Raw genomic sequence first — 16,233 nt, forward strand, 5'->3', positions numbered from 1 at the left:
ATGCTCTGGATTCTGCTGGGCGAGATGCCTTTGCAGGCCAGGGAGAATCTGGCGTGGGAAAGCCGACAGCTCTACCTGTCTCTTCAGAAGGGCCTGATCGATCTCCGCGCTGCGTCGCGGGAGACGATTCAGATGGTGGAGGAGGCGTTGCCGCCGGAGGTTGCCCGGCCGTACATCGAGAGTGTGCGGATGCTCACCGATGAGCCCGGCGGCACCGATCCCATCCAGAGGCTGCTGTACCAGCTGGATGATCTTGCCAACGGCCAGATCGATTACTCACAGAAGATCCAGGGATCCAAGTGGGAGATCATCGCCGAGATCATCATGCTGCTCGCCGAGCTGGCGCTGCTCGCGGTGCTGATGGCGTTCACGGGCGGTGCTTCGGTGTCGCAGATGTTCCTGGCGAGGGCCCGGAGCAAGCTGGCGATCCTGATCATCATCGACCGTCTGCTCCGGATGACGCACATCGCGCCGACTCTCGGGGAGGCGGTCCAGGAAGCCATCCAGACCCTCGCTGTCCGGCTGGCTCAGATCGGTCTGAACACAGGTGGCCGCAAGCCCGACGGCGTGGACTGGAAGGACGTCGGGGTCGCCGCGGTGTTCGGGGCGCTCACCGCGGGCTTCATGGAGATCTTCGAGAAGGTCCTGAAGCCGCTCGAGAACTACTTCAAGGATCTTTTCGGGGACGTCTTCAGCAAGTTCAAGATCGACCCGGACAGCTGGGTGTTCAAGGGGCTGGTGAACGGTCCGCCGACCGTCGTCACGGTCTTCGTGGTCGGGGGTGCGGCCGAGAGCACCGCCGAGGTCATCGTCAACGGGGCCTTCTACGACACGTGGGAATGGAAGTGGGAGACGTTCGTCGGTTCCGGCACCAGCAGCCTGTTCGACGTGGGCGCGGGGCTGGCGATCGGCGCGGGGGCGTTCTCGGTCTACAACAACTACTTCGACAACGACCGGTTCACCGATCTCAACGAGCTGCCCGGGCCTGACAGCCCGCTGGGCGGCGGCTCCGGGGCCTCGGGATCCGAGAAGCCGGACGTGAGCGGCCCGGACGTCAAGGGCCCTCCGGCGGTGAAGAGCACCCTGTTCACGTCCGGTCCGGCGGCCCCCTTCCCGAACACCGTCTCGGCCGATCTCCCGGACGCGCCGGGCAGCGGTATCGACGTCCCGCCGTCCTCGTACACGCCTCCGCCGCCGTACACGTCCCCGGCCGCACCGAACACCCTGCCCACCGGCGGCCCCGACGCGCTGTCCGGGCCGTTCGACCTGACCACACGGACACCGGACACCCTCAGCGGTACGAACGGCATCGGCGGTCCGAACCAGGCCGGTGGCAGCAACGGCTTCATCGGCACGAGTGGGCAACAGGTCCCGTATCTGCCACCGCCCACGTCTTCGTCCTTCTCGCCGTCCTCATCCTCGTCCTCGTCCCAGCCCGACATCACGTCGCCGGCGTCCGGGCGCACGTCCGGACCCTCGTCCGGCTCGACCACCGGCTTCACGGCGCAGGACCTCACTCCCGACCCGCTGCCCGACGCGTCTTCGGGGCTGCCGGCATCGACGAGTGACCTCCCCCAGGGACTCGCCGGGCCCAAGGGCTCCTCCGCCGCACCGGGCCCGATTCCCCTCACAGGCGCCATGAGCGGTGCGAACGCGGAAACCGGCCTGGACGACGCACCGGCAGGGCAGGACGGGACACGCGACGTCCAGGACGCCACCACCGCACAGGACCTGCCCGGCCAGCAACCGGCGGCAGGCCGGAACACCGGCGCGCAGCCGGGCACGGAGGACGGCACACACCAGCGGGACAGCGGCGCCGCGCCTGAATCCGGCACCGGATCCGCCGGCACCGTCGCACCGCCCGCACCCGTGGCCACGTCGGCCGGCCCCGGCGCGGCGGCACCCGCCCCCGGAAGCCAGGGCACACCGCCCGGCACCGCGCAGGGCACGTCCGGCACGGGAAACCCGGCACAGCAGCCGTCCCGGACCGACCCGACAAGCCCCGAGGACACCACCGGCCCGCCGGAGCGGCAAGCGGACCGGAACAGTCCCCAGGACCTGCACGACGAAGCCGAGCCGTCGCCCGCCCTGCCACCCCGCGGCACGAGCACGAACGCCGGCACGGACACGACCGTGCCCGAAGCCGACCCGGCATCGCCGACAGGACTGCGTACGTCCTCCGACGCACCGCCCGGCGCGGATCCGGCCGACCAACCGGCCACGGTGGGCAGCGACACCCCGACCGGTGAGGCCTCAGCCGATCGCGCCGACGTGGACGCCGAAAACGGCGCCGACGCCCTCACCGGGCCGACGCCGGAGCCAGCCGTGCCCGCAGCCGATCCGGTGCGGCCCGAGCAGTGGCGGGCCGGGCGCCACGACGCACCGGTGGTGCCCGTGCGGACCGAACAGCTCGACCCGGCCATGGAGCCCGGCCCGCCCGGCGACCGCGAAACACTCGTACGGGCGTGGGTGCAGCGGATCCAGGCCGACGACGGCCGCTGGATGAGCAGTGTGTCCCTGCACCTGCCGGTGCGCGCCGGTGAGGGCTTCGCCGAGGGCGACCTAGTCACGTTCGAAAAGCGGATTCAAACGCTCCTGGACGCCCGTCTGAACAACGGCCTGCTGCTGCCGCAGTCGGGGGACCAGCTTCATATCGACTTCACGCTCACGCCCGCACCCGGTCACTCCGAGGCCGTCGAGCTGAGCCGGACGCCCCGGCCGGACGGCTCCGACCAGTTGAACTGGCGTCTGCACACCGCCGATCCCGCCGCCTCCCCCGAGGAGGCTGCCGCGCGGCTGGCACGGGACGACGCCGCGGTGCTCCACGGTCTGCTGAACTTCGCGGGCGTGCCGGACCGAGGCCCGGCCGCCGAGGCGTTGTTCCGCCGTCTGGCGCAGCAGGGCGACAGCCAGGGCAACCCGGCCGGCCCCGGCCGGCTGTCCGATCCGGCGCCCGCCGTGCCGCCGCACTACCTGGAAAGCATCGAGAACGTCATCACCGGCGGTGCCGTCGTCGACCATCCGCTCTCCGCACGGGGCACCCGGCCCCCGAGCGGTATCGACGACCCGGCGCGCGCACTGCGGATGCCGGCACCCGACCGGCCGGACCGCACCGGCCTCGTCGCGCCGTCCGTCCCTGTCCGGACCGCCTCGGACCCGGCCACCGCGTCCGCCTCGGACCCGGCCACCGCGTCCACGACGGACGCGGACGAGGAGCGGTCGGGCACCGGCCCACCGACGGCCGTCCCTTCCTCCGCCGCGGCGTCGGCCCTCGACACGGCCTCGCCCGCTCCGGCCGGAAGCGCGGGCCTCACACCCGGCCAGGACACAGGCAAGGGCAAGGGCAAGGGCAAGAACCCTGGCCCGGACCCCCTGGGCGATCCGATCGTGGTGGACCTCGTCGACGGCTCCACGGTCGACTCCGCCGTCGACGAGGCACGCCAGGAGCACGGCGACGCCCTCATCGCCTTCAACCAGGCCGTCCGGGCCGTGGGGCTGCTCGACGAGCGGGTGGAGGGCGGCCGGGGAGGCACCGACGACACCGCGAGGCTCCACGCCGCGTGGCAGGACGTCGAACGGACGCAGCGGCGGCTCGACGAGGCCGCGGACCGCCTGCGCGACCTCGGCGCGGACGCCGCCCACGACGCGGCGGTGGCCTCGATCGTCCCGCGTGTCCGGCGTACGGACTCCGAACGGCGGCTCATCGCGGCCCTGATCACCGCCGACGATCTGCCGGGCGACCCGCCCCGGCTGGCTCCCGAGGACGTGATCACCCGCGCCGATCTGGACACGGCCGGCGTCACACCCGGCGAAGGCCCCGCGCTCCAGATCGCCCTCAACGGCTCCGTGTCCGTCCGGGACAGCGAGTTCACACCCCTCGACCACATCCGGCTGCTGATGAACCGGGCCGGGCCCTGGACCGACGCGCTGGACGGCATCGCGGCACGAGCAGCCCGCCGTACCTCCGCCGAGCAGGGCACCCTCCACACCTTCTCCGGCCAGGAACCCGTCATCACGCCCGCCGCCGCTCCGCCGGCGGGCGGCGATTCCGGGGGCGGCCGCCGGGCGGACTCCGACGCCGCCCGTGGTGACGACACCGGTGACGCCGGCACCGCGCCGCCCTCGTCCCGGCCCGGCGGAACCTTCGGTTCGCCGCCCGTTCCTCCGGCCTCCGACGAAGCGAAGCTGGCCGTCGGCCGGCGGTTCAGCGCGCTCATGCGGGATCTCGGCCACCCCGTGGTCCTCTCCGGCGGAGCCCGGGGCAGGGTGCTGTTCGACAACCCGCGCCCGGTCGGGCGGTTGGAGTTCCAGCTGCCCGCCGGCGTCGCCCAGCACGCCGACGCCGTCAACGAGGCCCTCGCCCGGCAGTTCCCCGGAACGCGCCGGCACTCCCTCCGCGTGAGCGAGGACGGGCGCACGCTGTCCGGTGTGGTGAACGGCGTGGAGATCGTCGTCGGTACCGCCCCCCACGTCTCGACCGGCACCGCCCGCACCACCGAGACCGACGGTTTCCTGGTCCCCGAGGTCGCCGAGTCGCTGGCGGACACCGCGTACACGCTTGCCGTGGCCACCGACGAGCAGCAGCGCGCGCGGGACCTCTTCGACCTGCTGTGGGCGCTGTCGTACGCTCCGGCCGACGACGCGCTCCCGGCTGCCGGGCTGGAGGCCCTGCGGGGCGACGCCTACCGTGCCGCGCGTACGCCCGGGGCCGCCCCCGGCCTGACCGTCCGGCTCAGCGAACTGCTGGACGGGGTGGCACGGAACCCGGAGGCCCGGTCGGCGGTCGAGCGGAAGTGGCTCTCGCTCGGCGCGGTGCCGGCAGACGTGAGGTGGCTGAACGACGAACTAGGCACCCTCGCCGACGCTCTGCGAGCCGTCGACACGGTGGCCTCCGACCCGGTCCGGCGGCTGGCGTCGCACCTGGCGGGCATGCCGAAGGACGACCGGGAGCAGGAACTGGCCGTACTGACCCCCGGTGAACGCGAGCGGCTGGCCTCCGATCCGACGCTGGTTCGGGCGTTGCGCAACACCCTGTCCACCGCGGACTTCGCGGAGACTGCGGCGCAGCTGATGGTGCAGGTGCCGCCCGGGGTGGACCAGCCCGTGTCGGCACGCCAGGAGGTGCGCAGGCAGATCGCGCGGATGCTGCGCGACCCGGACGTCACGGCGAAGCTGCTCAGGGACGGCGCGCGCGTGATGGTGGTTCCCAGGAGCGAGGCGATGACCTCGCTGGACCCCTTCCGTGACCTGGAGGGACTGACCACGCGGGACGGTCGGCCGTGGAGCGAGGTGCGCGGCGTCGGCCGGCTCACGGCGGGTGTCACGGAGGAGAACCTCCTCGGCGAACTGACCTCCGTCCCGGGCGCCCGGCCCTCCTACGCGGACGGGTACTCCACGACGCTCCACGAGTTCGCCCACACGATCCACCAGTACGGGCTGAGCGAGGAGCGGCAGCAGCTCGTCCACGACGTCTTCCAGGAGACCAGGGCCGAGGACGGGGCTCTGTGGCCGGACGGATGGCTGCACGGCATGGACGGCGAGGGCCGCCGTACGGGGGCCAACTACTCGAGCCGGGACGAGCTGGAGTTCTTCGCCCAGCTCACGAACGTCTACTTCCGGGCGAACCGGGGAACGGACGCGTACACCGGGCTGGGGCGCCAGAACGGCGGCGAGGACTGGGTCCGCAGGCACTACCCGGCGCTGTACCCGCTGATGCGGGAGCTGTACGGCGAGGGCCCGGACAGCGCGGACCGGATGCCCGTCAACCCGGTCGTGGCCTCGCAGGAACAGAACGCGATCTATGAGGGCTTCCGGGCCCTGTGGGACCAGGCAGAGGGCGTTCATGTGCCGCAGCCCCACGCCCCGGCCCCCGCGTCCGCGCCTCCGGTGCTGCCCGTCGACGCGGTCCGGCCGTCCGACGGGAGCACGGACGCTCCCGCGCCGCCGCCGGAGACGGGCGGTATGACGTCCACGCAGTGGTACGCGCTGTCGACCGCTCTCCTCCAGGTGTTCGGTCCGGATGCCGCCGCGAATCCCGCCTTCACGCAGACGGTGAACTCGCTCGCGGTTCTGGACGCGGCACGCAGGGGGGACCGGCACTTCGGCGCGGGACCGATCGACGTGGACGGCATCACGCGGCGCGTACTCCACCTGAGCCCTTCGGTACCGGTGACCGGGGACCTCGTGTACCAGGCCCTGTCGATCGCGGGCAGCGCGGCGCGTCGTCACCGGGCCCGGACCCTGGCGGCGGTGTCCGCCTACCAGCTGGAGCGGTCCGGGGCGCTGGGTGCACCCACGACGCTGTACGGACCGGAAGGGAACGCACAGGGACGCAACCTGACGGGACGCCAGGGGCTGCACCTGCTGTTGGACAGGACGGGGATCCAGGACGAGCAGGGCCTGGTCGGACCTGGGCCGCTGCCGTGGGGAGGCCAGGCCCACGCGGTGGTGGCGGAGCGGTCCGCCTCGGGACGGATCGTCGTCGACAACGGCCACGGGACCCCGGTGGAGCTGGACGAGCAGGAGCTCATCGAGCTGGTGGCGCACGACCCCGGCCGGCCCGCGGGGGTCCCCGTGGTGTTGCTGGTGGAGGAGGCCGGCGAGTCGCTGTCGCGGCGGCTGGCGGACCGGATCGGCGGGCGGGTCTGGTACACCGACGGCGGCTTCCGGTTGCAGCCGGCGGCCCAGGGCAGCGGTTGGCGGTACGCCACCCTCGAGAATTCCGACCCGGGGAAGGTCCCCGTGGGGACATGGCTTCCCGCCGATCCCGGCCTGGTGCCGGACGATCCCGGCGTCCTCGTGACACTGGCCGACGGGACGCGGGTACCCGAGGACGACCTGGTGTCGTACGCCCTGACGACCGCCGACGGGCAGGAGCTGACCGGACGGGTCTTCCTCTCCCCGATGGACATGGCGATGCGGGAGCAGAGCCTGCGCCCGATCTCCGCCGTGCAGTACTACACCGATCTGTACGAGGGGCTGCCGGGAGTCGACACGGACCGGGAGAGCGGACTGCGGCCGCTGCCCAGGGCGCTGGCGGACTCCTACATCTTCGTGGGGCACGGCCGCACCGGTATGAAGACCGTTCCGCTGCGGAGCACCGGCCGGGGCCACCTGCTGGGCGACAGCGAGTTCGGCAGGCTCCTCTCCCGCCGCAAGAGCCTGCAGCGGATGCGGCCGGACAAGCCCGTCTGGGCGCTGTGGTGTGAGCTCGGCCAGGTGAGGACGGGGAAGGACCGGCTGGAGTCCCCGCCTCCGGCGCAGTCGGCCTCCAACCTGGCCGACCGCACGGTGTTCACCGCGGAAGCGACGCAGGGCTGGAGCGCGGCGGAGGGCGACTGGCCGCCGCGGCTGATCAAGTTCGACGATCCCGACCGGCCCGTCTTCCGGTACCGGGAGTTCCGCCCCGAGCCCGGTGCCACCGTGCTCACCACCCTCGCCGGTCTGGGCGGACTGCCCGCGGACGCGGAGCGCAGGACGACCCGGGCGCTGCGGTGGGTACGGGCGCTGCGGGAGACCCACGGTGTGGACATCGACACCGATCCGGCCCGGGTCGCGGAGTTCCACAACCTGATCCGCGGCTTCGGCGCGCTGGAGCGGCTGCGGACGGACGCCCCGCAGAACCCGGACACCGGACCGCTGACCTGGCGGTCGCTGGATCAGATCGTCGGCGCCTACGCCCAGTCGCAGGGCTGGGACCGCGCACTGACCGCCAACGCGCTGGAGCACGTGCTGTACCAGGCGCAGGTGGGCGGCCTGTCGCCGCAGGCCGTGGTCGCCGCCGGCCCCGCCGCGCCGGCGGCCCCTCCCGTGGCGGAGTCGTCGCAGTCGACGGCGGTGGCGCCGCCGGCGGACGGTTCCTCGCCCCGCCCGCTGTCGGAGTACGTGCGTACCCACGGCGCCCGGCACGACGGGCACGTCGGTCTAGTCATCCACGAGCCGACTCCGCGTTCCGTCCTGGAGGGCCTGTACCGGCAGATCATCGGTGCTCTCGGAGTCGCCCCGGACAGCACCGAGGGCCGGGCGCTGCGGACCCGGCTCAGCGATGTGCTGAGCGCGGAGGAAGTCGAGTCGAACAGGCCGTACCTGCGCAGTCGGCAGGGCCACCGGATCACCGTCCGCCAGGGCGGCCGTGACCGGTCGGTGGACGTACGGCTCGCCTACGCTGACCCCGGGCAGTCGGACAAGTACGGCCGGAACACCGGTCAGCGTCCTCCGACACTGCCCGACATGCAGGTGGAGCTCCGGTCGGGCGGCGGACAGTCGTCGTCGCACGCGGAGAGCTGGGGGACCTTCCGCACCGGCTCGGTGCCGTGGACCACGGTCTTCCCGGACAACGACGCCGGGGCGCTGCGCTGGGGGGACGGCAACGTCAGCCTGTCCGCGACGCACAACCAGCTCGCCCAGTCCATCACCGTCGGCGAGACGTTCCTGGTCACGAGCAAGCAGCAGGCCGAGGAACCCTCGCACCCGATGGATGTCGACGGGCGGTGGCAGGTCCAGGTGGACACCACCCGCGAGGCCCCGGCCGACAACTGGCTGCCGGAGCAGTCGCACGGCTCCCTCACGATCTGGTTCCACGAACATCTCGCCTTCGACGGAGCCGGCTCCACCGACCTGCCGGAGCCGGGAGACGTGGACGACCTGCCGCTGTGGGGCGGCGACAGCGTCGCCGAACCGCGCCGGCTGCTGACCGAAATCCTCCAGGACGCGAACTTCGCCTCTCTGCGCGGCCTCGGCGAGGAGTCGGATCAGGCGCTGGAGAACTTCCTGTCCCAGCGGATGCTGCAGGGAACTCCGCATCTCCAACGCGACGGCGGGGTGTTCTCACCGACCTTGCTGGACGAGGACGGCAACGCGATCGGCGTGCTCGAACTCACCGCGGTGATCGAACCGGGGCGGCCGATGCGGAAGAGCGCCGACGGCAAGTCCACGCTGGAGACGTGGTTCTCGCACGCGTCCAGCGTGGACCGGTCGGCGAAGCTGACCAGCGGCCTGGGGGTCGAGGGCGCGGGCGGAGCGTCGTTCACCACCGACCACGCCGCGGGACACCCGAGTGCCTCGTCGTCGTTCGGCGGCAACGTCATGGGCAAGGCCGGCGTCAACTGGCAGATGAACGAGCAGCTGAACAGCGTCAGCAGCGCGACACTGATGCACGGTGTCCGGACCAAGACCAGTCATCTGCTCACCGCCGGCCGGGTCTCCTACACCGTGACGCTGCACCGGGCGGGCGGCGGCCAGGCCGTGAGCACGTTCGGGCCGTGGGAGGACGGCCTGCGGCTGCGCATCGCCCAGCGGGCGACGATGGCGGGCCACCGGCCCGGCCCGGAGGAGGTCCGGGAGCTTCCCGAGCACCTGGAGAACCTGGCGAACATCGGCTACACCGAGACGCCCCTCAAGATCGACGGAGCGGATGCGCTGTTCACGGGGGCGGAGGCGTGGCTGCGGCGGGAGGGTTTCCTGCCTCCCGCCACGCCCCGACGGCGGTCGTTGCCGTTCCGGCTGGACGAACCACTGGTCGTGGCCCAGCTCGAGAACCTCCGCCGACTGCGGCAGATGCGCTCGAAGTTCGGCCTGGCCGCGTCGGCGGCGGACGCCGTGGACGGCGGGGAGCCGGTCTGGTTCCAGCGGCCGAACGCCGTCGCCGGCACCCGCCGGGTGCAGTTGCGGTTCTCCGTCACGAGGGACACCGCGCGGCCCTCGGTCCACAGGCGCAGGCTGCCCGATGTCCTCCAGGTCGGCTTCAGCTCGTACGAGACCAGTGGCGGGCGGCTTCGGGGCACGGCTCTGAGCGGCGCCGCGGGAGGCGGCGGCGGCTTCAACGCCCCTCTCGTGGACGGCACCTGGGGACTGAACGTGGCCCCGGACTACCTGGCCACCAGGCAGCTCACGGACGCCGGGACCGCCGGTGACTCGGTCGGCTACGACCAGTTCGTCATGACGACCAAGAACGGCAGCGAGCTGTTCGAGGTGCCCGCCAGGCTCGGCCTGGACCTGTACGAGGGCTCCGGTGAGGAGCCGCTCGTCCACTTCGCCGACGGGGTGGGAACCGACGACGACGGTGGCACGGACACCGCGGACGGGACGGCGCTGAGAGCCCCGGGCGCCACCCCGCACACCGTGCCCGGCGACGTCTCGCTGCTGGTGCCGCACTACCGGACGCGTGAGCCCGTCAGGAGCCTCGTGCCCGCCGGACCCAGGCCCGGACATGTGATCCGGGAACCGGTCACCGACGGCGGGCCGACGGACGACCTGCGGCGCCTGAACCTGGTCGACGCCCACGGCCGTCCGCTGCCGGGCCTCACCAGGCTGCCCGAGGGCGCGATCGTGGACACCTTCCGCGGCACCGCCGCGCTGATGGCGGCACTGGGGCAGATCGTCGCGGGGACCTATCCGGGCCATCCGGGCCAGGGCCCGGTGGGCCGGGCGGTGCGGCGGGCCTCCGCGACGCTGTCCGGGCTGGCCACGGAGACCGCCAGGCGGGGATCCGTGGTGAAGGAGTCGCTGCCCGAGAGCCTGTCCGGTGCGGTCAACCGGGTCGGCTCGGCCGTCAGCTGGGCCGCCACGCCGGTGACCTGGGTGAGCAGGACGTCCGCCGACGGTGCGGCGGCGACCTACAAGTGGACGTCGGTCGCCGTGGCGGGCGCGTCACTGAACGATCAGGGCACCCTCGCGACCGAGGCCCGGCACGACGCGCTCCGGCCGTCCCAGCTCATCTCCCGGGCCCCGCAGATCCTCGGCGGTACGTACGTGGTCGAGGGCCTGACGCTCCCGGGCATGGCGGCGGACCAGGTCATGATGCTGGAGGTCAGCGGCTACCTGACCAATCCCCGCAACCTCGGCTCCGAGTCGCTCTACTCGGAGCAGGACGTCTCGGCCGGTGACACCGCGGGCCGGCAGCGCGGCACCGGTGTCACCCACCAGGGCAACATGCAGGTCACGGCGTTGCAGGCGGCTCCGACCCCGCCCGACTTCCTGACCCATCAGGCCAACCCGGGCGGCCGCTACTCCCAGTCCCGCCGCACCGACGCCGTCAGCACGGTGAACTCCGGCACGAAGTCCACGCACGCCACGGAGGACTCGGGCGACAAGCTGTGGATCGGCAACGATCTGACGCTGCTGGTGACCGTCCGGTGGGGTGTGCGCAACGTGGCCGGGAACACCGTCGGCCTGGGCGCCTTCGCACCGGTCACGGTCGCCGTCGACCTGCCCCGCGCGGTGACGTACCTGGCTCCCGCCCAGGCCATGGCGCGCCTGGCGGCATGGTTCCAGGGGATGCCCGGGATACCCGGCCCGGCGCAGCCCCGGCCCGGCGTCCCCCTGCCCGGCCGGTTCGTCCGGACCCGTCAGCTCGGCAAGGCGAACGTCCTGTCGGTCACCCAGCTCGACGACACGACGGACCGCAGGGAACACCGGGACCGGCTGCGCCAGGAGCTCACCACCCTGGTGGAGAACGAGGCACCGGGCATCACCAGACCGGGACACGCCTCCTACGTGCCCGGGGTGGCGACCGAGATCGCCCGCGCCACCGAGCCCGCGGCGCTGCGCGCCCTGCCCCGGCGCGGTCCCGGCGGTCACGCGCGTTTCCACTTCATCCACGTCGCGTACGGCGGTGCGCGACTGGTCGAGGTGTCCCTGCGCGCCGAACCGGTGATGCAGACGCCCGCCCTGCGCGGCGTACGCGGCCGTCCGGCCGACGAGGGAAGCGGCCTGGAGCAGGTCGACACGCACATCCCGCAGGGGAAGGTGACGTCATCCGCCGTCACCACGACGCGCCAGGCGACGGCCAACGCCGTCTCCCGCTATCCGCGTACCGGTGGCCTCGGTCCCGTGGACCGCGAGGGACCGTCCGTCGGTCTGACCGACGTCCGGTCCCGTACCGCGCGCTCCGAGGTGACGACGGAGGACCGCAACTGGACACGCTCGGGGAACGCCGCCGACTTCGACGTCGACTACCGCTACACCGCGTCGGCGCGCTCCCAGGTCGTGTGGCAATGGCCGCCGAACATCCCCGGCGCGATCTTCCAGAACGGGCTGCTGAACCTGTCCGGCCTCGAAGGGGACGTGGCGCGGCGTGCGCTCACGTGGATCGGCCGTGTGCTGCGGGGCCGGCCGGTCAGCCGGGTCTCCGTACCGGCCGCGACGGCAGTGCGGTTCATCGGCTCCGAGGCCGCCCAGCCGCGGCAGCACGCGGGGCCCCGGCCTCCCGCGCTGCTCACGGTCGACCCGTTCACGCTGTCACCGCGCGACGCCCCGGCCCATGGCACACTGCCCTTCCCGGACGGCGCGCGCCTGGAGCCGACCGGCCCGACGACGGTGTACGACTCCAACACCGCTCCGCAGATCGTGCAGGCGCTGCACGACGTCGATCCGCGCATGGCCGCTTCCTGGGGACTGCCCGCGAGCGCCTCGGCGGAAGCCGTGGCCATCCGTCTCGGCGAGCTGATCCAGGCCGGTGAGATCAGCCTCGACCCGTCCCGCACGGCGGCCGGTCTGACCACCACGATGCCCGGAAGCTGGCCGGTCCAGAGCCCCGATCCCGCGCCGTCGTTGAAGATCTCCCTGCACCGCCCGCGGCCGGTCACGGACTCGGGCGACGTCGCGGTGGACCGGGTCCGCAGGCAGAACCGGACCACCTCGACGACGTCGTCGGCCGGGAGGTCGTTCGTCCTGAACCAGCAGGGCGCGTACAGCCTCGGGGACGGCAACCTCCAGGTACTGGGTGTGACCTTCCCCCTGGCGGCGCAGCAGCCGCACACCGTCTCGTCCGGTGGCAACGTGTCCGCCTCCGTGTTCAGCCGACTGCGGATCGGCAACACCAGCGAGCCCCAGGACCGGCGCGGTACACGCAGCTACGAGACCCTGGTCGACACCGTCATCGAGGTGAACGGTCCCGACGGCGTGCGGTACGTCACCGGAAGCTCCACCACGCGGCTGTGGGAACGCGATGTGCTCGGCTTCGGTGTCACACCGCCGCGCCCGGGCCCCCGGATCTACGATCTGCCCGCGATGCTCGCCGACCTGGACTCGGACGATCTGCGGGACTGGGCACAGCATCCGGTCACCGACCTGCCGGACGTGCTGGCGGACGGCATCGACGAGCAGGACGCGTCGGCGGAGATATGGCTCGCGCTCGGGCCCGATCCGGACGGCACCCGTCTGGCCCGCGCCCTGTTCGCCGGCTCCCGCACGGCCGCGCTGGCCGGGAAACCGGTCGAACTGGTCGTGCGTACCGAGCAGGGGCTGCGCAACTGGCCGTTCGCCGCCGACGGTTCCCTCGCCGACACGACCGTGGCCACCCGTGACGCCTGGGAGGGCGTACGGGACACCATCGGCGTCTATCTCCGGGCGGTGCGGGCCGAGGCCGCGGCGCGCCACCGGGAGGAAGTGCTGGTACGGCGGCAGCCCGGTGCGCTGGAGGCCCTGGGGTCCGCCGTCCGTGCCGTGGACACCGCCACCGCCGCGCACCAGGATGCGGACCGGACCCACGCGGCCGCCGTCCGGTCCGCCGGGGCCGTACGGTCGGAACTCGTCGCGGTCCGGGGCCGGATCGGGGAGGCGCGGGAGGAGATCGCGCGGCTGGACGGGACCGCGCGTGACGCGCGGACCCGCTACGACTCCGCTCCGGAGCAGGAGCGGGTCCTGCGGTCGCGGGGGCAGGAGGCCCGGGCCGAGGTGGAACGCCTCGAACAGCTCATCGCCACCGCCCCGGAGAACGGACCGGCCGCCGCCGAACGGCGCAGTGCGCTGGCCTCGGCCGAGGGACGCGCCGAGGCCGTCCGGCAGCAGGAGCTGGCCGTCCGCCGGCAGCGCGGGCTGGACCTCGACACGATGACCACCGCGCGTGAGGCGGCCGACGAGCTCGGGACCCGCATCGAGGGGATGCGCGAGCGGGAGACCACCCTCGTCGGGGACCTGGGACGCGCCGAGCAGGCCGTGGACCGCGCGGAGCGTACGGTGCGGCAGGCGGACGCCGACCTGAGGCGCCGGACGAGGACCCATGACGCGATCCGGGCCCAGGTCCGCGAGATCGAGCGGGACCTGAGCGAGGTCCGGCGGGAACTGGCCGAACAGGCGCGCCGCCACAGCCAGGCGTGGGAAGGACTGCCGGGCCTCGCGAGCACGCTGGACACCGGGCGCCGCGCGGAGGGCACCGGTGACGGGCCGTCCCTGCGCGGCTCGGTGTCCTCGGTACCCGCCCGTCCGACCCGGTCCGGCCGGTTCGGCGGGCAGCCCCTGCCCGCGCCGCCGCCCGCGGAGGCGGCGGCCGAGGCGCCCGCCGGCACCGTGCCGCCCCTGTCCCCGGTGCCGAGGCAGTCGCTGCAGCCGGCCGAGCGGGCGGACCTGGCCGGACGGCTGCCCGGGATGACCGAGGAGCAGCGGACCTCCCGGCTGCTGGACCTGTCGTCGGGCGACCGAGAGGCGCTGGCCGCCGACCGGGCGCTGGCGGCGGCACTGCGCCGGGCCCTGCCCGCCGACGCGTTCGCGCGTACCGCCGCACTGCTGATGGTGGACGTGCCGGCCGGTGTGGATCTGCCCGTCTCGTCGGGCATCGAGGCGCGCGCACAAGTGGCCCGGATGCTGCGTTCGCCCGCCGTGGCGGAGAGGATGCTGAACGAGGGCGCACGGATGATCGTGGTCCCGAAGGACACCGCGATGACGTCGCTGGGCGAGTTCGGCGCCCTCCGGGGCGAAGCGGCCGAGGACGCGCGCCCCTTCGAGACGCTGCGTGGTGTCGAGGTCGGCGGGCTCGTCGCCGTCGGCGAGGAGAATCTGCTGGGGGACGCCACCGGCGTGCCCGGCTCCGGGCTGTACGCCGACGGCTACTCCGCCGCGACCCACGAGTTCGCGCACGCCCTCCACCGCCACGGCCTGACCGACGACCAGCGAAGCCTCATCACCGAGGTGTTCCGCGACAAGGTGCTGGCGGGCGGCTTCGCGGAGTGGCCCGACGGGCCGCTGTACGACACCTCCGGAAGGCACCGGAACTACTCCTCCCGTGACGAGTTCGAGTTCTTCGCCCAGCTGACCAACACCTATCTCGGCACCAACACCGGGACCGACCCGTACACCGGCCTGCCGCGCAACAACGGGGCGAAGTGGGTCGGGCGCCACGAGCCGAAGCTGCTGCCGCTGCTTCGGGAGCTGTACGGCACCGACCCGAAGGGCGTCCACCCCCACGGGGCCAACCCGAGGGCGGAGGATGACGTCTGGGCGGCCTTCCGCGCGATGTGGGACGGGACGGAGAACACGTACCGGCCGCAGCCCCACGCGCCCGTTCCGGTGACCGCTCCGGCCCCCGTATCCGCTCTCAGCCGTACGGAGTTGGCGGCGGCGGTACACCGGGCGGCGGGTCGCGGGTGGGTGACGGCCATGTCCGTCGAGCGGTGTCTGGTGCTGTTGGGGGCGCTGCGGGACGAGTTGTACCCGCGGGGGGTGCGTCCGGCGGTGACGGTGGACGATGCCGTGGTCGGCGGGACGTCGGCGGCCTCGTCGCTGGTGGTGGGCCCCGGGTGGCGTGGGGTGCGGTCGTGGGAGTCGGTGGCCGGGGCGGTCGCCGCTCAGGGGCCGGGCGCGGTGGCGTTCGTCCTGGCACGGCGCCAGGGTGAGGCGCTGGGGCACGCGTGGGCGGCGTACCACCTGGGTGGCCGTGACGGTGTGGTGTGGGTGGATGTGTCGGCCGGGGCCGGCCGCCAGGTCTCGACGCTTCCGCCTGCGGTCGCGTCGTCCGACGCGCAGGCGGTGGTGATCGGTCCCGGCGGCCGGGTCGTGGAGCGTGCGCTGCCGGGGTTCGCACAGTCGTCGTCCACGCCGCACGCCGGACTGGACGCGGCGGCCGGCCGTCGGTACGGCGCGATCGGCCTCGAGGTCGAGAAGCGTCAGATGTTCGTGATCACCGGCATCGGTGACGTTCCGGCCAAGCAGGTGCTGGCCGAGGCGCCGGGCTTCAAGATCGTCACTGATCACGCCGGGTTCTGGCGGAGCGCCGACGGGCGGACGCACCTCAGCTATCCCAAGCCCGCACCGGGAGAGCCGCAGCCCAGACAAGCCTCCTACCTCATCGGCGAGATCGTCATCGAGCCGATGGCGGTGCTTCCGGGCGAACGGAGGCGGTCCCAGGAGGAGACGCTGGCACGGCTCGGGAGGGTGGAGCGGGCGCTGGCGGCCAGGGACGAGCCGCATGCCGCTCCGGAGATCCCTCTCGCCGGTCTCCTGCCCGCGCAGGACGGCTGG

Annotated in this window: 1 protein-coding gene (running past one end of the window); it reads left to right on the forward strand. The window is 73.1% G+C overall.

Annotated elements, in window-relative coordinates:
- Positions 1–16,233 carry the beginning of a lonely Cys domain-containing protein gene (locus ACFWVP_RS17460; protein ID WP_384497534.1) on the forward strand. The gene runs 22,338 nt beyond the window's last position, so only the first 16,233 of its 38,571 coding nucleotides appear in the window; it begins with the start codon at positions 1–3; its stop codon lies off the right edge, out of view.

Origin of the sequence: Streptomyces sp. NPDC058637 (genome assembly GCF_042717325.1) — a bacterium.
Classification (GTDB): domain Bacteria; phylum Actinomycetota; class Actinomycetes; order Streptomycetales; family Streptomycetaceae; genus Streptomyces.